Below are 17,527 nucleotides of genomic sequence, written 5' to 3' on the forward strand. Positions count from 1 at the left end.
TTACAGGGAACGAAAAGGGCGGCCATGCAGGATTCGCCGAGGGAGAACAGGCAGTGTACAAGAAAGGGGATTATTATGGCAGCAGCAGATATTGGAATTGATCTGGGTACTTCAAGTATTCTGGTTTATACAAAAGGAAAAGGAATCGTCTTAAAAGAGCCTTCCGTAGTAGCGTATGATAAGGATGCAGACAAGGTCAAAGCCATCGGGGAGGAAGCACGTCAGATGATCGGAAGAACACCGGGAAATATCATGGCAATCCGTCCGCTGCGGCAGGGTGTGATTTCCGATTATACGATCACAGAGAAGATGCTGAAACATTTTATACAAAAAGCAATGGGAAGAAAGGCGTTTCGCAAGCCAAGGATCAGCATCTGTGTGCCAAGCGGCGTGACAGAAGTGGAACGTAAAGCTGTGGAAGAAGCTACTTACCAGGCGGGAGCGAGAGAAGTATATATCATTGAGGAACCCATTGCAGCAGCAATCGGTTCCGGTATTGATATTACCAAGCCGTTTGGCAATATGGTTGTCGATATCGGGGGAGGAACCACAGATATTGCGGTAATTTCCCTTGGGGGTGTGGTGGTTTCCGCATCTATCAAGGTAGCGGGCAATGATTTTGATGAAGCAATCATCCGCCATGTCCGAAAGGCACACAATCTGTTTATCGGAGAGCAGACTGCAGAAGCCATAAAGATGAAGATCGGAACAGTGTGCAAGCGGCCGCAGGCAGAGACGATGGAAGTGAAGGGAAGAAATGTGATCACCGGTCTTCCGAAGACTGTCACTGTTACATCAGAGGAGGTACGGGAGGCATTGCAGGAGTGCACCACAAAAATTGTGGAAGCAGTGCACAGTGTACTGGAGAAGACGCCACCGGAACTGGCTGCGGATATTGTGGATCGGGGAATTGTCCTGACCGGAGGCGGAGCACTTCTGGATGGATTTGAAGAGGTGATCAGCCAGAGAACGGGAATCAACACCATGACAGCAGAGAATCCGGCGTGTGTGGTAGCCGAAGGAACCGGACGGTACGCGGAAGTAATGGAAGAGTTAGGAAAATAAAGCATGTCACAGGATACAATCGAAGGGTATGTGGATCATATCATATTTCGAAATGAAGATAATGGATATACAGTGTTGAATCTGATTGTAAAAGGATCGGAAGTGACCTGTGTGGGGACATTTGAATATGTAGGCGAGGGGGAACTTCTTGAACTTCATGGTTTCTATGTGGAACATGCCACATATGGACAGCAGTTTAAAATGGAGTCTTATGAAACGAAACTTCCGGAAGATTCCATCGCTATGGAACGATATCTCGGCTCCGGCGCTATCAAAGGCGTGGGAGCCGCTTTAGCTGCAAGAATTGTGCGAAAGTTTAAAGACGATACTTTGCGGATCATTGATGAGGAACCGGAACGTCTTGCAGAAGTAAAGGGAATCAGTGAAAAAAAAGCCAGAGAGATCGCAGAGCAGGTGGCAGAAAAATCAGAGATGCGAAGTGCAATGATGTTTCTGCAACAATATGGTATTTCCGTCAGTCTCGGTGTGAAGATCTATGGAAAATATGGTTCCCGTGTCTATACGGTATTGAAGGAGAATCCATATCAGCTGGCAGAAGATATCCAGGGAATCGGTTTCCGGATTGCAGATGAGATTGCCGGAAGAATCGGGATCCATACCGATTCCGATTATCGGATCAGAAGTGGTCTGTTTTATACGCTGACGCTGGCAGCTCAGGACGGGCATGTTTATCTGCCGGAACGAATACTTCTGGCAAAGGCTTCGGAGCTTCTTGGAGTGGAGCCACAGCATATGGAAAAACATATTATGGATCTTGCCATTGAGCGGAAAGTGGTAATAAAAGAAATTCCGGTGGAAGGCGCAGTTAATGAAAATGGAGAACCGGAGACGGAACGGATCGTTTATGGCAGCCAGTACTATTATCTGGAACTGGATACGGCGCGACGGTTGTGTGAATTGAATATTCAATCGGAAGAAAATGAAGAAACGATTCGGAAACGGCTGGCAAACATTGAAAAGAAAAATGAGCTGGAGCTGGATGAACTGCAGAGAGATGCAGTGGTTGAGGCAGTGAAAAATGGGCTTCTGATTATCACCGGAGGTCCTGGTACCGGAAAAACCACGACGATCAATGCCATTATTCAGTATTTTGAGATGGAAGGCATGGATATTTTTCTTGCGGCACCTACGGGAAGAGCGGCAAAACGAATGACGGAGACAACCGGCTATCAGGCATCTACGATTCACCGACTTCTGGAACTGTCGGGAATGATGGACGATTCATCTGCAGCAGTACATTTTGAAAGAAACGAGGAGAATCCGCTGGAGGCAGATGTGATCATTATCGATGAGATGTCGATGGTGGATATTTCCCTGATGCATGCACTGCTTCGTGCCGTACAGGTGGGAACCAGACTGATTCTTGTGGGTGATGTCAATCAGCTGCCAAGTGTGGGACCGGGAAGGGTTTTAAAAGATGTGATCGATTCCCGGTGCTTCAGGGTAGTGAAACTGAATAAAATTTTCCGACAGGCAACGGAGAGTGATATTGTCATGAATGCTCATAAGATCAACCGTGGAGAAACCGTAAAAATCGATAACAAAAGCAAAGACTTTTTCTTTTTGAAGAGGTATGATGCAGATGTGATCGTAGCCGGTATCGTATATCTGGTACAGAAAAAACTGCCACCATATGTGAAAGCAAAATCTCTGGATATTCAAGTTCTCACACCAATGCGGAAGGGGCTTCTCGGAGTGGAAAGATTAAACGAGGTTCTGCAAAAATATCTGAATCCGCAGGATGCGAAAAAGAAAGAAAAAGAAACCGGAAAAGGACTGTTTCGAGAGGGCGATAAAGTCATGCAGATCCGGAATAACTACCAGTTGGAGTGGGAAATCCGTGGGAAGTACGGTATCGCTGTGGATAAAGGAGTCGGTGTTTTCAATGGTGATATGGGTATCATAGAAGAAATCAATACCTTTGCAGAGACATTGACGGTTGTTTTTGAAGAAAACCGGTATGTGGAGTATTCTTTTAAACAGCTGGATGAACTGGAACTTGCTTATGCAGTCACAATACATAAATCTCAGGGAAGTGAATATCCGGCAGTGATTCTGCCACTTCTCGGGGGTCCAAGGATGCTGATGAGCAGAAATCTTCTGTATACGGCCGTTACAAGAGCACGTACCTGCGTGACGATCCTTGGGAGTGAAGTGACTTTTGAAGAGATGATCCGAAACAAACAGGAAAAGGAACGGTATACCAGCCTGCGTCAGCGGATCGAGGAAATAAATGAACAGTAAAAAATTATTGGACTGGCTGTATCCGAGGCGGTGTGCATTCTGTGATGAGGTGCTTGGAAGCATGGAAAAATACCTGTGTCACAGCTGCCGGCGCAGGATGCCGAAACCGATCGGGGAGCCAAATTGTAAAAAATGCGGGAAACCGCTGCTTCGGGAAGAACAGGAATACTGTTATGACTGCAACCGGCAGGAGCCATCATTTACCCGGGCAAAAGGGTTGTTCCTTTATGAAGATCCACTGAAAGAATCTCTGATGGGACTGAAATTCAGAGAACGGAAAGAATACGGCATTTTTCTCGGGAGACTGATGGGATTATACGGAGCGGATTTTATCCGACAGGTACATCCACAGGTGATCTTTCCGGTTCCCATTCACAGAAAAAAGAAAAGTGTGCGAGGCTATAATCAGGCAGAAGTCCTTGCACGGGAAATCAGCAGAGGGTTTTCCATACCCCTTCGTACCGATCTGGTACTGCGGAAAAAATCCACAAAAGCACAGAAAGAGCTGAGTAGAAAAGAGAGAAAAAAGAATATGGAACGGGCATTTGTTGTAAAAAAAGAGGCAGGAATGTATCGGGATATTCTTCTTGTAGATGATATTTACACCACAGGAAGTACAGCGAACGCAATTGCCGGAAAATTGAAGGCAGTTGGGGTGAAAAATGTTTATGTTCTGACATTGTGTATCGGTAAAGGAATTTAAAAAGTCCCTTTTAATGCACGGAAAGATATGGTAAAATAAATCATGTATGATTTTGTCCAAAAGGCATAGAAAAGAATCAGAGATAACGGAAAACAGTTGAAACGGTCAGGTGAGGACACATGCTGAAGGAAGAAAAGATTCGTCTGATGACGAAGCTGGCAAGATATGAAAGCGGAGAAGGGAAAGAAGAACTGCGGATTGCCCGGTATTATCGCAGTGATTATATCGGTCTGGCACTGTTTCGCAATTTTTTCCTGGCAAGTATCGGATATCTGGTGATTTTGTTACTTGTGGGAGCTTATTTTGCAGAATTTCTTGCTGAGCATCTACATACTCTGAATGTAACCTGGATCGGTATGATGATCGTTGGCGGATATCTGGTGACGATTGGTGTGTATTCGGTGGTTACTTACACGCTGCATACGATCCGGTACGGAAGAGCCCAAAAAGGAGCAGCCGCTTATGAACGGAGGCTCAGGGAGCTGGAAGCACTGTACGAAGAGGAATAAGAATAAACAGGAGGACAGCAGGATGGAAAATGCTTTGCTGGAATTGAAGGGAAAACTGAAAATGTTATATGCCAGTTATGGAAGCTATCTGCTGGTACTGTTTAAGTTTCTCCTGGCATTTCTTGTATTTGAAGAAATCAACGGGCTGCTGCCATATGTGGAAGGACTCGATCAGATTTTTGTGGTGTTACTTGCTTCATTGATCTGTTCTATCATGCCGTGGAATCTGATGGTGTTTTTGGGAATGGGACTGATCGTTGGTCAGTGTTATGGTATTGGCATAGAGATTGCAGGATTTGCACTGGCGCTGATCGTGATTATGGTGATTCTGTATCTGCGCTTTACACCCCAGGATGCGTTGGTATTACTTTTGACACCGGTAGCATTTTCTTTTGGTGTGCCGTGTCTGATCCCTATCGGTTACGGCCTGACCAGAACACCTTCGTCTGCAATAAGTGCAGGCTTTGGTGTGATTTTATATTATTTTATGGAACTTGTTTCTGACAATGCTTCGGTTCTGACCGGGGCAGACAAAGAAGAAAAGATACAGAATCTCCAGTTTCTTTCGGACGGACTGATGAAAAATCAGGAGATGATGGTTACGATTATTGCATTTGTTACTGTTCTGGTGATCGTCTATGTGGTACGCAGACTGGAAGTGGAATATGCCTGGCATATTGCGGTTTTTGGCGGCGGTATTGCATATATGATCATTATGGCTGCCGGAGGAATTTTTCTTGAGGCAACGATTCCGGTGGTACCACTGGTGGCAGGAACGATGGTCAGTGTGTTTGTCGGGGAGATTCTGGAATTCTTTTTCTTTCATGTGGATTATAAGCGGACAGAACGCCTGCAGTTTGAAGATGATGAATATTACTATTATGTAAAAGCAGTACCAAAGATAAAAGATATGAAAAAAAGCAGTGGACGGAAACCGGAAGAAGTACCGGTGGATTCCGCTGTTATAAGAAACCGGGAAAGGGAGTGAATCAGTGGGAAATGTTATAGAATTTATCAAATATCATCTGCGTATGACAAAGTTTTCACTGCCGTCTTCTATTAGAATTATTGATATCGTACAGATTCTGCTGATTGCGATTTTTGTATATTATCTGATGGTATGGATCAAGAATACCAGAGCGTATACACTGTTAAAAGGTGTTCTGATTGTCAGTGTTTTTCTGATTATTGCGGCTATTTTACGGATGGATACGATTTTATGGATCTGTCAACAGCTGAGTGTGGTTGCGATCACCGGCGTGCTGGTCATTTTCCAGCCGGAGCTTCGCCGTGCACTGGAGCAGCTGGGAGAAAAAAAGATGTTGTCAAATCTGATTCCTTTTGACAGCAGCAAGCAGATGGATGAGCGTATCACGGACCGGACAATCGGTGAACTGATCCATGCAGCATATGCAATGGGGGAAGTAAAGACCGGTGCGCTGATCGTTGTGGAACAGAACATTATTCTTCAGGAGTATGAGAAGACCGGAATCGCCATGGATTCGCTGATCAGCAGTCAGCTGCTGATTAATATTTTCGAACACAATACACCGCTTCATGACGGAGCTGTGATTGTGAGAAATAACCGGATCGTATCGGCAACCTGCTATCTGCCACTGTCAGATAATCTGGAACTGAATAAAAGTCTGGGAACCCGTCACCGTGCCGGTGTGGGAATCAGTGAAGTCAGTGATGCACTGACAATTATTGTTTCTGAAGAGACCGGAAAGGTTTCTTATACGTACGGCGGTAAGATTGTAATCGGTGTGACACCGGGAGCACTCAGAGAACGCCTGAACAGTATGAAGACACGCAAAGACCATAAAGAAACAACAGGTCTTGCCAGAATATGGAAAGGACGGGCAAAACATGAAGAAAAAACTGGCAAATAATCTCAGCCTGAAGATCATTTCCGTTTTGATTGCCTGCGTGATCTGGATCCTCGTTTCAGGAACAATCGATCCGGTAAGAACCAACGTACGGTATTCCGGAATAAAGGTAGAAGTGAAAAATGACGGATATATCTATGATGCCGGAAAATCCTATCAGATCGCAGATGAATATCAGACGGTAACGGTCTATGTGACCGGAAAAAAATCAGTGGTTGAGGGAAGAACGGATATTGCGGTGGAGGCGGATCTGACACAGATCGTTAATATGGATACCAATCCGGCGTATGTACCGGTTACACTGAAGTCTGTCAGCGGAATCTCCGAAGAAGATGTGACCATTATTCCGAAGACGATACCGGTAACCATCGAGGATACCGCCACGAAGGAATTCCTGATCATCGGTATGGCTACAGGAACACCGGCAAACGGTTATGTAGTAGGAGAATGCAGTACAGATCCGGAGAAGATCCAGATTCAGGGTCCGGAATCAGTGGTAAATAAAATTAAGAGTGTGGTAGCTACAGTGGAGGCAGACGGGTTGTCATCAGATGCTACGAAAAAAGCGAAAATCACACTGATCGATCAGAATGGCGAACCGATGTCGGAAGAATATCTGCAGTTTTTTAATATCAGTGATGATCATTATGTAAATGTGTCTATGAAATTATGGCGGGTAAAAGATAACGTAAAGATCAAGGCGAATTACAGCGGTACTCCGGCAAAAGGATACCAGGTGGATAAGATTACTACAACGCCGGAGACGATTTCAATCGCCGGAAGTGAAGAAGCATTAAAAAAACTGGAGGACAATGGAAATACCCTGGAGATTCCTGGTGAACTGATCAATGTGGATGGTATTAATTCCGATCTGGAAGCAAATGTAAAACTCAGCGCATTGCTCACAGAGGAAGAGGAACTGAAGATTCCGGAAGAAGTAGGACAGTCTGTAGCTGTGAAAGTCAGTATCCTTCCATATGGCAGCCGGGAATACGACCTGAAAGCAGATGCAATTCAGGTACAGGGACTGAGTTCCGATCTGAGAGTAAGTTATAATAAAGAAAAGATTTCTATCCGTGTCAAAGGAACGGAAGCAAATCTGAATGCGCTGAAGGTGGAAGATATCAAAGCGGTTATTGATCTGACGGGAAAAACAGCAGGGGAATATACACTTCCGGTTACCATAACATTGCCGGAGGGTTATGAACAGGTAGAAGAGGTACAGGCTACCGTACAGCTGAATCAGGCAGAAAAAACAAGTGAGTAGAGGAAGTTTGAGATGGTAAGTAAGAAAGTTACAATAAAGAATCCTACCGGACTGCATCTGCGTCCGGCAGGAGAATTATGTAAGACAGCGATGCAGTTTAAAGCAAAGATCACATTCTCTTTTGAAGGAGGTACTTCTAATGCAAAAAGTGTATTGAGCGTACTTGGAGCCTGTGTCAAAAGCGGAGATGAGATTGAACTGATCTGCGAGGGTGAGGACGAAGAAGAAGCACTGAAAAAAATGGTGGAAGCCATAGAAGCAGGATTGGGCGAATAAAGATGAAAACAGAAGAAAAAGTAAAATGTCCCTATGAGAAAAAATGTGGCGGTTGTAAATACCAGGGAATCCCATATGAAAAACAGTTGAAAGAAAAAGAGAAGAAAGTACGAAAACTGTTAAAGGACTATGGAAAACCGGAGCCGATCCTTGGTATGGAAGATCCTTATTATTACCGGAACAAAGTCCATGCTACTTATAAGCATATGAGAAACGGTGATATTGCAGTGGGAAGATACGAAGAAAGCAGTCACCGACTGGTTCCCATCGAATCCTGCCAGATCGAAGATCAGAAAGCCGATGAAGTGATCCAGACCATCCGCAAACTGGCAAAATCCTTTAAGATCAAGATTTTTAACGAAGACAGCGGTTACGGTCTTCTTCGCCATGTACTGATCCGTACAGGAAGAAAGACAGGGGAGATGCTGGTAGTTCTGGTAGTTGTTTCTCCGGTATTTCCTTCCAAGAATAACTTTGTGAAGGCTCTCAGAAAAGAGCATCCGGAGATCACATCCATCGTGCTCAATATCAATGACAAGAAGACCAGTATGATCCTGGGAGAACGAAATATCGTCTTATATGGAAAAGGATATATTCAGGATGAACTCTGTGACTATACCTTCCGGATTTCACCACATTCCTTCTATCAGGTCAATCCGGTGCAGACAGAACGGTTATACAAGAAAGCGATCCGACTGGCAGACCTGAAGGGAAAAGAGAAAGTTCTGGATGCCTACTGCGGTATCGGAACCATCGGCATGATCGCTTCCAAACAGGCAAAAGAAGTGACTGGTGTGGAGTTAAACCGTGATGCGGTCAGGGATGCCATCGGCAATGCTAAGGGGAATGGTGTGAAAAACATTCGTTTTTATCAGGCAGATGCGGGAGCCTTCATGGTCTCCATGGCAGAACAGGGTGAAAAGATGGACGTAGTCTTCATGGATCCTCCGAGAGCCGGAAGCGACGAAGCATTTCTTCAGTCTGTTATAAAACTGGCACCAAAGAAAGTAGTTTATATTTCCTGCAATCCGGAAACTCTGGCAAGAGACCTTGGATATCTTACAAAGAAAAAATACAAAGTAACTAAGATCTGCCCAGTGGACATGTTCCCGTTCACAGATCACTGCGAGGTGATTACCTGTCTGCAGAGGGTGGAATCATAAAAAACACGTAACGGTTCAGTACCTTCACAGTTACGTGCAAAAATACATTTAAGAGGCTTGCTTTCAAATGCCCTGAAAGCAAGCTTCTTATCATTATACAGGAATCCAGTCACCAATTCATAAACATTTATAAGTTTTTCCATTAACGATTTTGTACATCCATATGGTTTTGGCATTGCATTCGTTAGCACATTGTAATGTAGTATTTGAAACAGAATAGGTATGTGGAGTTTCGGAAAATATGGAGTAGAAGTAAAGAAAACCAATAGTAAAAGCAAAAGGATTTTACCAGTAAATGAAAATGCTAATCCCCCAGCTATGCTGGGGCGAATCGTGTAGTAGTGACGTTGTATGGTGAAAAGTAAAGCCTCCTATGATACGATAGTAAGGATGTCTCAAGCTAATACTAAAGAGAAGAGAGGAGATTAACAAGTATGGATGTTGAAACTAAGTATGCACTTTTAAAAGAAAATATTAAAAATTATGGTAAGATAGCAGTTGCTTATTCCGGTGGATTAGATAGTACGTTTTTGTTGAAAGTTTGTCATGATGTGTTAGGGGATAATGTTATTGCGGTATCCATACGAACAGATTTACAACCAGTTCGAGAATATTTAGGAAGTGAAGAATTTGTAAAAAAAGAAGGGATTAAGCATTTTATTCTCAAATTTAATGATTACACTTTACCATGTTTTAAAAATAATCCGCCGGATCGTTGTTATTATTGCAAAAAAGAGATATTGTTAAGAATAATTAATGTGGCTGCTAATGAGGGGATTACGACAATTGTAGATGGTTCCAATATGGATGATTTATGCGACTATCGACCAGGAAGAAGAGCACTAACTGAATTACACATAAAGAGTCCATTACTGGAGGCAGGGATGACTAAAAAAGACATTCGTGTCCTTTCTCAAAAACTTGGGCTATATACTTGGAATAAACTGTCACCTGCTTGTATGGCATCTCGTTTTCCCTATGGAACAGCAATAACACCGGAAAGAATTGCTATGCTAAATAAGGCTGAGCAAGTGATAGCAGATTTAGGGTTTACTCAATTTAGGGTTCGGCTTCATGATGAAGTGGCAAGAATCGAGGTAATAAACGATGAAATAAATCGTTTTTTTGATTATGATCTTATACAAACAGTTGTAAAAGAATTAAAGAAAGTGGGATTTTCTTACGTGTGTCTCGATTTGGAAGGGTATAGAATGGGCAGTATGAATAATAAAGTTAGCTTGAATGATAAATAATTGTGAAACTAATAGTGTAAGAAATTATTTGTATTACTAAATTCGGAAGGGATGTTTGTTATTGTGATATGTACGATAGTAGAAGGCTTAGGAAATTGTTCTGGTATTAATCGAGCTATTAAGCTGCCATACAGAAGTATTAACTCGTCAGCTTATATGTTGGGAAAGGTTGTTCGTTCTGCAGCAATAGTAAATGATTTAAATGCAAAAGGAATACCACTAATATCTAGTCTTGAAGAAATACCAAAATACAAAAAAGCAAGTATATTAATCCCGACATACGGTATATCAGAATGCATTATCAAAAAAATTGATAGGTTAGGTTATAGAATTTTGGATAATACATGTCCGCGTGTTAAGTTTGTACAAAGAATTGTTTCTGACGCATCAAAAAAGGGATGGATATTATACTAGTAGGGGCTAAAAATCATCCACAAACTAATGAAATAATAGGATGTATTAAAACGAGAGTAATATTGATACAGAATATAGAAAGCGCAATGAGCATAATTCCGAGATTGTTACTGAATAGAAATACTCTCCCGGCCATCATGGCGAGAGGGTTTCGTGCATCTATGGGATTATCCTTCAATATCAATTTTCAGTCCGGACTTAAGTTCCACAGTGAAGTGGTCATCCGGACTGATAGATGCTTTCTGAATTGCTATTTCTGTTTTTAAATCTATTTTTTGAATAGTTCTGAGTGAGTACCAAGCCTGTAAAGCATGAGTACTAAAACGTTGTTCTGAATCTCATAAATGAGCAACCAGTCTGGTTCAATGTGACACTCACGCGTACCCTTATAGTTGCCTGTAAGATCATGGTCTCTGTATTTTGCTTCCAGCGTACCGCCATTCGCCAGAATATCGATTACCTCAAACAGCTTATCAAGATTTTTATTTTGCTTTTTGGCAAGCTTCAAATCCTTTTTAAATTGAGTGGTAAACTGAATATCGTATTTCATACGTCGAGAGCTGCCTTAAGTGCATCCATACTGGAATAACGCGGAGCAGAAGGATCCTTCATCATTTTTCTGCCTTCCTCAATGGCAGCGGCCGTAGTATCATTCGGTACTTCCAGTTTTAATTCAAAAGGAATACCATGCTCACGGATAGCGGTTCTCAGGAACATATTTACAGCAGTTGTCATATTCAGACCAAGCTCATTGAAGATTTCCTCCGCCTGATCCTTGATTGCCTTGTCTGTACGAATATTTAAATTAGTTGTTGCCATACAAAACACCTCCATTCAAGTATAGTATACTCAGAAATGCGCCTGATGTCAACATATTGTCATTATATAAGATGCATAATGTGCTTCTGGTCATCATCAAACTCGAACAGAAGCGCAAATGCTGCAAGATCCAGATCTCCGTCATAGCCGGGACATGAAAAAGAAAATATTTGCGATTGCAAATTTTCGCTGAATGTTAACGTTCAAAATATTGCCGCTCAGTGAAAAACGTGATATGATTAGAAACAGATTTTGTAACACCTTTCATGAGCTTGCTGGAGAATTAAAAACATACATACCGGATGGAACAATTATTTGTTTATGAAACACAGGGAACAGTGATGGATGCTTTTTTCCGGCATTACTTGACTATGAAGATTTCTCATATTCCCAAACAGGGACAAGTCTATGAAGAGTTTAAGTTGCATCATTTAAACTGTGAATTCAATGGTCAAGACCGTGATATGGATGTCATTTTTGCCACAGATTGCATCTGTTTGAAACTGTGAATGCGCGATATCAGAGGTGTGGACATGTTTCCGTTTTGACAGGATATGTTTCCGCGAACGGGCACAGAATCAGAAGGTATCGTGCCATGTGGAATGTATCGTGTCGATGGTGAAAAAAGAAAAATAAAGGAAAGTAGAGGGAGGAAGATCTGGCAAGATTCTCCTCCTTTTTTTAGAAGTAAGGAGAAAATCATGAAGAATCATATAGAAATCACAAATTTCAATGATCCCAACCTGGATCTGTATGTGCGCCTGTCGGAGGTACAATTGTTGCGGTATGCGGAGCCGAAGCAGGGGATTTTTGTTGCGGAGAGTCCGAAGGTAATCGGACGGGCTCTGCAGGCGGGGTATGAACCGATATCTTTCCTGCTGGCGCATCAGGATCTGGACCGGGAAGCGGTGGAGATTCTGGAACAGTGGGAGGATATTCCAGTCTATACGGCAGAGGATGCGGTGTTACGGAAATTGACCGGATTTGCCATGACGAGAGGGATGCTGTGTGCGATGAGACGGCGAGAACTTCCTTCAGTGGAAGAAATCTGCCGTGGAGCAAGGCGTATCGCGGTTCTGGAAAATGTTGTGAATCCGACGAATGTGGGGGCTATCTTTCGTTCGGCGGCGGCGCTTCATATGGATGCGGTACTTTTGACAGGAGGATGCAGTGATCCGCTTTATCGTCGGGCAGCCAGAGTCAGTATGGGGACGGTGTTTCAGATTCCGTGGACGTATTTTGATAAAAAAACAGTCTGGCCGTCACAGGGGATGGCGCAGTTACAGAACATCGGTTTTAAAACGGTGGCGATGGCTCTTCGGAATGATTCGGTGGAGATCGATGATCCTGAACTGAAAAGGCAGAAAAAACTGGCGATCATTCTCGGAACAGAAGGTGAAGGGCTTCTGGCAGAGACGATGGAAGCGTGTGATTATACCGTGAAGATCCCGATGAGCCACGGTGTTGATTCTCTGAATGTGGCAGCAGCGAGTGCGGTGGCGTTCTGGGAGCTTGGAAGATGAAATTAGGTAGAAAGATATAGAAAAGATATGGTACAATATAAAAAGGCGTTGATGGGTGGAAAAGACGCAGTCTCTTTTCCATAAGACGTTAAAGGGTGATTATGAAGATTGTGAAAATGTAAGCAGCAAAGGAAGTACGAAGCATTGTTGTAAACCAGGAGGAAAAACGGTGGAGAAACAGGAATTGCATATAGATTTTAAAGTGGCAAAAGCAGCTTTTGAAAAGTATCTGGATGAGTATGACAGAACAGATGACAAGATTCAGCTGAAAATCGTACATACCTATTGTGTGGTGGATGCCGCAGAGGAGATTGCTACCCGGATGCATCTGAGAGAGGAAGACGTTCAGCTGGCCAAGATCATTGGCCTGCTTCATGATATAGGAAGATTTGAGCAGATCAAACGATTTCACAGCTTTGAGCCGGGGACTATGGATCATGCGATGTACGGAGCAGATCTTCTTTTTGGACCGGAGCAGATGATTCGTCGGTTTGTAAAAGATCCGTCCTTTGATCAGCTGATCTGTGTGGCAATCGCAAAACACAGTGACTTTAAGCTGGAAGGTATAGAAGATGAACGGACATTGCTGCATGCCAGACTGATCAGGGATGCGGATAAGCTGGATAACTGCAGAGTAAAACTGGAAGAATCCATGGAAACACTTCTGGATATGGATGAAAAGACAGTGGGCGCAAGCCCCATATCCCCAAAGGTGTGGGAGTCCTGCAAGGCAGAAGAATCTGTCCTCTCCGCAGATCGAAAAACCGGAATGGATTACTGGATGTCGTATCTTGCTTTGTACTTCGACATTAATTTTCCGGAGACTTATCAGATCATAAAGGAGCAGGATTATATCCGGCGGATCGCAGAACGGGTACCCTACAGCAGGGAGGATACAAAGGAAAAAGTTGCGTATACAGTAAAAAAACTGGAAGAAAAGATGAATATTCAACCGTGAAGCTGCCGGTACTGAGAGGGCGATAATCCAAAGTGCTTTTTAAAGGCCTTGCTCAGATGAAATTCATCGCAGAAGCCATAGTTGATGGCAGCTTCCCGCAGCTTGGTATCCGGCTGGGTAAGCAGAAACTGCCGGACCATTTCCAGTTTTGTTTCCATCTGGAAAGCAGGAAAGGTTTTTGTGCAATACTTATGAAATCGATTGTTTAAGGTACGTTCGCAGATATAATACCGGGAAGCTATTTCTCCAGCAGTAAAGAAAGTCTGTGGCGTGGAATGAATCAGCCTGATAATCTCTTCAATCATGGGATCGATGGGAGTCAGGCTGCTTTTTTGTGCTTCCAGCCGAGAAAGTTCACACAGAACAAGAGAGAACAGAAGGGAAAGTCTGTTTTCGCGTTCCGGATCGTGACTCCAGGAGACAGAGATGATCTCTTGCATATATTGACGGACTTTTGGATTATGTTGACAGTGGAGAAGGCTGGAACAGGAAAAAAGCTGGAAAGCTTCCGAAGGATTCACTGCAGATGGGTATAGATGGTTATATTTCTTTTCAACATCGGTAGGCAGTGCATGAACATACATGTGGCGGTTACCCGGGTTACACAGCTTTTTTCCGTAGTGATGTCTTCCGGCAGTGAGAATCAAAAGATCGTCACTTTGCAGAGCGTAGGAAGTATCATCCTCCCAGATTTCCCAGGTACCGTCCAGGATATATAAAAAATCATGTTCGCCGATGATTCGGTTAGGATGCACCATACCATGGACAGAGGTTACATAGTTTCCGCTGGTAATTGTATGCATTTTCATTTTCTCAAGATATAACATGGTACCACCTTTCCAATTTATACATGCCGGTTTCCATCCGGGCAATGTTATAAAATCGATCGTTGTATTAGTATAATGCCAGGTACTGAACAGTTACAAAGTCAAAAATAAGTAACTGCGACGATACTGACAGTTACGAAATAATAAAAATCCGTACCATAAGTATAATCGGAAACAGGAGGTATTGCAAATGGAGAAAAATATGTATTCTCGTCCGCTGTCACTGCGCAGCATGAAGATCAATGACAAATTCTGGAAGCAGGAGATGGAAGTAGTACGTAAGGAAGTGATCCCGTACCAGTGGGCAGCCCTGAATAACCAGGTGGAGGGAGCAGCTCCCAGTTTCTGTATGCGAAACTTTAAAGTAGCGGGAAAACAGAATAAAGAGAGAAAAGAGCAGGGCAAAGCTTTTATAGAACCAAAATATACATTCCGTGGATTTGAATCATTACCGGAAGATCCGAATCATCCGGAAGATAAGTTTTATGGTTTTGTATTCCAGGATTCAGATTTTTCCAAATGGATCGAAGCAGTCGGTTATTCTCTGACCCAGCATCCGGATCCTAAGCTGGAGGCAATCGCAGACGGAGCCATCGATATCGTGTGTGCAGCTCAGCAGGATGACGGATATCTGGATACTTATTATATTATCAACGGAAAAGATAAGATTTTCACAAATCTGAAGGATCATCATGAACTGTATTGTATGGGTCATCTGATCGAGGGAGCCGTTGCATATTATGAAGCTACCGGAAAAGACAAATTGTTGAAAGCAGCAGCTCGTTTTGCAGATTATGCAGCAGCTCATTTTGGTCCGGAAGAAGGAAAATGCAAGGGATATCCAGGACATGAGATTGCAGAGATGGCACTGGTACGTCTCTATGAGGTGACAAAAGAGCCAAGATATCTGGAATTGAGCAAGTTTTTTATCGATGAGCGTGGAAAACGACCTTATTATTTTGATAAAGAGCATCCGGAAGAAGTGAAAAAAGGCCATGAAAACGACCTGCGTTATTTTTATAACCAGGCTCATCTGCCGGTACGCCAGCAGGATGAAGCAGTAGGTCACGCAGTACGTGCCGTATACCTGTATTCCGGTATGGCAGATATTGCAAGACTGACAGAAGATGAAACCTTGTATCAATCCTGTGAAAAACTCTGGGACAGTATGGCAAATGAAAAAATGTATATTACCGGAGGCATCGGTGGTACACAGATCGGTGAGGCATTTTCTTATCCATATGACCTGCCAAATGATACTGCATATGCAGAAACATGTGCTTCCATCGGTCTGGTTTTCTTTGCAAGAAGAATGCTTGAGATCAAGCCGGATGCAAAATATGCCAATGTTATGGAAAGAGCTTTGTACAATGGAATCCTAAGTGGAATGGCTCTGGACGGAAAGAGTTTCTTCTATGTAAATCCTCTGGAAGTTCTGCCGGAGGCCAGCCACAAAGATGAGAGAAAATTCCATGTAAAACCGGTTCGACAGAAATGGTTTGGATGTGCATGCTGTCCGCCGAACCTGGCTCGTCTGGTAAGTTCTATCGGTTCTTATACATATACAGAGAAAGAGGATACTTTATTTGTACATCTTTATATGGGCAGTGAACTGACCAAAAAGGTGGGAGATAAGGATGCGAATGTAGCAATTACTTCGGAACTGCCATGGGATGGAAATGTGGAGATCGCTGTGGAAGCAAAGGATACAGATTTTGTATTGGCACTTCGTATTCCGGACTGGTGTGGTGGAAATTATACTGTAGATGGCATTGAGAAGGATGAAATGTCTGAAAAGGACGGTTATCTGTATGTGAAGAAAGCCTGGAGTGAAAAAGATGTTCTGAAACTTCATTTTTCCATGCCGCTGCTTTTGATGGAGGCAGATGAGAAGGTACGTGAGGATGCAGGAAAAGTTGCAGTATTACGTGGACCGATCGTGTACTGTCTGGAAGAAGTGGATAATGGTAAGGATCTGCATCTTTTAGAAGTGAATCCGGATGGTAAGTATGAGATCAAGGACAGTGAGATCTGTGGTAATCCGGTGAAAGTTGTGGAGATGAATGGGTTCCGTGTTGTGGATACAGCAAAAAAGGATGGAGAGCTGTATCATGTGTATAAGAGAAAGGAGAAGGAAGCTGTTGAACTGAAGTTTGTTCCTTATTATACCTGGGCAAACAGAGGGGAGAATGAGATGATGGTTTGGGTTCGGGTTTAGGAACTCTTTGAAAATGTCGGGTTAGTCTAAGGAGGACGAACCGGAGCCGCCCCTGGTGGGACTGACAACCGCTGGTAACGCAAAGCTGAGCTAGTGCATCGTTTTCGAAATAACTGTATCATTCACTTGTCTACGAATCCGATTGCACAGTTTAAAAAGCCTCAGCGTAGCCCGCTACGCCTACGTTTTTTGAACTGCACACTCGAATCCGTATCCTACGTGAAGGATACAGTTATTTACGAAACGATGTACTAGTGTACTGACACGTTGATATTTGAATTAATGTTCTTTTCTTGATATAATTGCCATAGATGATAAAATATGTCTATGGAGGTTATTATTATGGCACGCCCTAAGAAAAATAGAGTTCAATTATCT

The 17,527-nt window shown here is 43.2% G+C and carries 17 protein-coding genes; 14 read left to right on the forward strand and 3 right to left on the reverse strand.

The features are described 5' to 3' along the window. Positions 1–75 precede the first annotated feature (75 nt). From mreB to FYJ57_RS06475, 11 genes are all read left to right on the forward strand, one after another. Entirely contained in the window at positions 76–1,065 is a 990-nt protein-coding gene (gene mreB, locus FYJ57_RS06425) for a rod shape-determining protein (protein ID WP_106491965.1), read from the forward strand. A 3-nt stretch (positions 1,066–1,068) separates the two neighbouring features. Then, a complete protein-coding gene (gene recD2 / locus FYJ57_RS06430) occupies positions 1,069–3,330 on the forward strand; it encodes an SF1B family DNA helicase RecD2 (protein ID WP_154432077.1) in 2,262 nt (753 codons plus the stop codon). Beyond that, positions 3,320–4,033: a ComF family protein gene (locus FYJ57_RS06435; protein WP_022172352.1), complete on the forward strand. Its 714-nt coding sequence runs from the start codon at positions 3,320–3,322 to the stop codon at positions 4,031–4,033. The genes recD2 and FYJ57_RS06435 overlap by 11 nt, the downstream gene beginning before the upstream one ends. Positions 4,034–4,152: 119 nt before the next feature. Then, positions 4,153–4,542 carry a hypothetical protein gene (locus tag FYJ57_RS06440; RefSeq protein ID WP_154432078.1) on the forward strand — a complete coding sequence of 130 codons (390 nt, stop codon included), beginning with the start codon at positions 4,153–4,155 and terminating at the stop codon, positions 4,540–4,542. 22 nt (positions 4,543–4,564) lie between these two features. Then, positions 4,565–5,530 carry a hypothetical protein gene (locus FYJ57_RS06445; RefSeq protein ID WP_154432079.1) on the forward strand — a complete coding sequence of 322 codons (966 nt, stop codon included), beginning with the start codon at positions 4,565–4,567 and terminating at the stop codon, positions 5,528–5,530. Positions 5,531–5,573: 43 nt separating this feature from the next. After that, on the forward strand, positions 5,574–6,434 hold the full coding sequence (cdaA, locus tag FYJ57_RS06450; RefSeq protein ID WP_154432091.1) for a diadenylate cyclase CdaA: 861 nt from the start codon (positions 5,574–5,576) through the stop codon (positions 6,432–6,434). Further along, complete coding sequence (locus FYJ57_RS06455; protein WP_154432080.1) at positions 6,412–7,698, forward strand: CdaR family protein; 1,287 nt, start codon at positions 6,412–6,414, stop codon at positions 7,696–7,698. Before cdaA ends, FYJ57_RS06455 begins: the two co-directional genes overlap by 23 nt. A 12-nt stretch (positions 7,699–7,710) precedes the next feature. After that, complete coding sequence (locus FYJ57_RS06460) at positions 7,711–7,974, forward strand: HPr family phosphocarrier protein (RefSeq protein WP_022172357.1); 264 nt, start codon at positions 7,711–7,713, stop codon at positions 7,972–7,974. Positions 7,975–7,976: 2 nt separating this feature from the next. Further along, positions 7,977–9,137, forward strand: coding sequence for a 23S rRNA (uracil(1939)-C(5))-methyltransferase RlmD (rlmD, locus tag FYJ57_RS06465; protein WP_154432081.1), 1,161 nt, complete (start codon positions 7,977–7,979; stop codon positions 9,135–9,137). A 434-nt stretch (positions 9,138–9,571) separates the two neighbouring features. Next, a complete protein-coding gene (gene larE / locus FYJ57_RS06470; protein WP_154432082.1) occupies positions 9,572–10,390 on the forward strand; it encodes an ATP-dependent sacrificial sulfur transferase LarE in 819 nt (272 codons plus the stop codon). Positions 10,391–10,441: 51 nt separating this feature from the next. Continuing rightward, positions 10,442–10,804, forward strand: a complete 363-nt coding sequence (locus tag FYJ57_RS06475) for a hypothetical protein (RefSeq protein ID WP_154432083.1) — start codon at positions 10,442–10,444, stop codon at positions 10,802–10,804. A gap of 268 nt (positions 10,805–11,072) precedes the next feature. Here FYJ57_RS06475 and FYJ57_RS06480 read toward each other — a convergent pair whose 3' ends face one another. Both FYJ57_RS06480 and FYJ57_RS06485 read right to left on the reverse strand, forming a co-directional pair. Further along, positions 11,073–11,354, reverse strand: a complete 282-nt coding sequence (locus FYJ57_RS06480) for a type II toxin-antitoxin system YafQ family toxin (protein ID WP_118576073.1) — start codon at positions 11,352–11,354, stop codon at positions 11,073–11,075. After that, the gene (locus FYJ57_RS06485; RefSeq protein WP_118568352.1) at positions 11,351–11,623 is read right to left on the reverse strand and encodes a type II toxin-antitoxin system RelB/DinJ family antitoxin; all 273 of its coding nucleotides are present in this window, start codon (positions 11,621–11,623) and stop codon (positions 11,351–11,353) included. Before FYJ57_RS06485 ends, FYJ57_RS06480 begins: the two co-directional genes overlap by 4 nt. Before the next feature lie 701 nt (positions 11,624–12,324). Here FYJ57_RS06485 and FYJ57_RS06490 point away from each other — a divergent pair. After that, positions 12,325–13,146, forward strand: coding sequence for a TrmH family RNA methyltransferase (locus FYJ57_RS06490; protein ID WP_154432084.1), 822 nt, complete (start codon positions 12,325–12,327; stop codon positions 13,144–13,146). A gap of 169 nt (positions 13,147–13,315) precedes the next feature. Continuing rightward, complete coding sequence (locus FYJ57_RS06495) at positions 13,316–14,104, forward strand: HD domain-containing protein (RefSeq protein WP_277663685.1); 789 nt, start codon at positions 13,316–13,318, stop codon at positions 14,102–14,104. Here FYJ57_RS06495 and FYJ57_RS06500 read toward each other — a convergent pair. Further along, the gene (locus FYJ57_RS06500; RefSeq protein WP_154432085.1) at positions 14,095–14,931 is read right to left on the reverse strand and encodes an AraC family transcriptional regulator; all 837 of its coding nucleotides are present in this window, start codon (positions 14,929–14,931) and stop codon (positions 14,095–14,097) included. The genes FYJ57_RS06495 and FYJ57_RS06500 overlap by 10 nt on opposite strands. Positions 14,932–15,121: 190 nt before the next feature. Between FYJ57_RS06500 and FYJ57_RS06505 the strand changes: the two genes are divergently transcribed. Next, complete coding sequence (locus tag FYJ57_RS06505) at positions 15,122–17,149, forward strand: glycoside hydrolase family 127 protein (RefSeq protein ID WP_154432086.1); 2,028 nt, start codon at positions 15,122–15,124, stop codon at positions 17,147–17,149. The last annotated feature ends 378 nt before the right edge of the window (positions 17,150–17,527 follow it).

Origin of the sequence: Oliverpabstia intestinalis (genome assembly GCF_009696065.1) — a bacterium.
Lineage (GTDB): Bacteria > Bacillota > Clostridia > Lachnospirales > Lachnospiraceae > Oliverpabstia > Oliverpabstia intestinalis.

Excerpts from the sequence above, each read along its gene's own strand:
- FYJ57_RS06475 (WP_154432083.1), top strand. The coding sequence starts at position 10,442 with ATGTTTGTTATTGTGATATGTACGATAGTAGAAGGCTTAGGAAATTGT.
- FYJ57_RS06445 (WP_154432079.1), top strand. The coding sequence starts at position 4,565 with ATGGAAAATGCTTTGCTGGAATTGAAGGGAAAACTGAAAATGTTATAT.
- FYJ57_RS06500 (WP_154432085.1), bottom strand. The coding sequence starts at position 14,931 with ATGTTATATCTTGAGAAAATGAAAATGCATACAATTACCAGCGGAAAC.
- FYJ57_RS06490 (WP_154432084.1), top strand. The coding sequence starts at position 12,325 with ATGAAGAATCATATAGAAATCACAAATTTCAATGATCCCAACCTGGAT.
- rlmD (WP_154432081.1), top strand. The coding sequence starts at position 7,977 with ATGAAAACAGAAGAAAAAGTAAAATGTCCCTATGAGAAAAAATGTGGC.
- FYJ57_RS06505 (WP_154432086.1), top strand. The coding sequence starts at position 15,122 with ATGGAGAAAAATATGTATTCTCGTCCGCTGTCACTGCGCAGCATGAAG.
- larE (WP_154432082.1), top strand. The coding sequence starts at position 9,572 with ATGGATGTTGAAACTAAGTATGCACTTTTAAAAGAAAATATTAAAAAT.
- FYJ57_RS06455 (WP_154432080.1), top strand. The coding sequence starts at position 6,412 with ATGAAGAAAAAACTGGCAAATAATCTCAGCCTGAAGATCATTTCCGTT.
- FYJ57_RS06480 (WP_118576073.1), bottom strand. The coding sequence starts at position 11,354 with ATGAAATACGATATTCAGTTTACCACTCAATTTAAAAAGGATTTGAAG.
- cdaA (WP_154432091.1), top strand. The coding sequence starts at position 5,574 with ATGACAAAGTTTTCACTGCCGTCTTCTATTAGAATTATTGATATCGTA.
- recD2 (WP_154432077.1), top strand. The coding sequence starts at position 1,069 with ATGTCACAGGATACAATCGAAGGGTATGTGGATCATATCATATTTCGA.
- FYJ57_RS06485 (WP_118568352.1), bottom strand. The coding sequence starts at position 11,623 with ATGGCAACAACTAATTTAAATATTCGTACAGACAAGGCAATCAAGGAT.
- FYJ57_RS06440 (WP_154432078.1), top strand. The coding sequence starts at position 4,153 with ATGCTGAAGGAAGAAAAGATTCGTCTGATGACGAAGCTGGCAAGATAT.
- mreB (WP_106491965.1), top strand. The coding sequence starts at position 76 with ATGGCAGCAGCAGATATTGGAATTGATCTGGGTACTTCAAGTATTCTG.
- FYJ57_RS06435 (WP_022172352.1), top strand. The coding sequence starts at position 3,320 with ATGAACAGTAAAAAATTATTGGACTGGCTGTATCCGAGGCGGTGTGCA.
- FYJ57_RS06460 (WP_022172357.1), top strand. The coding sequence starts at position 7,711 with ATGGTAAGTAAGAAAGTTACAATAAAGAATCCTACCGGACTGCATCTG.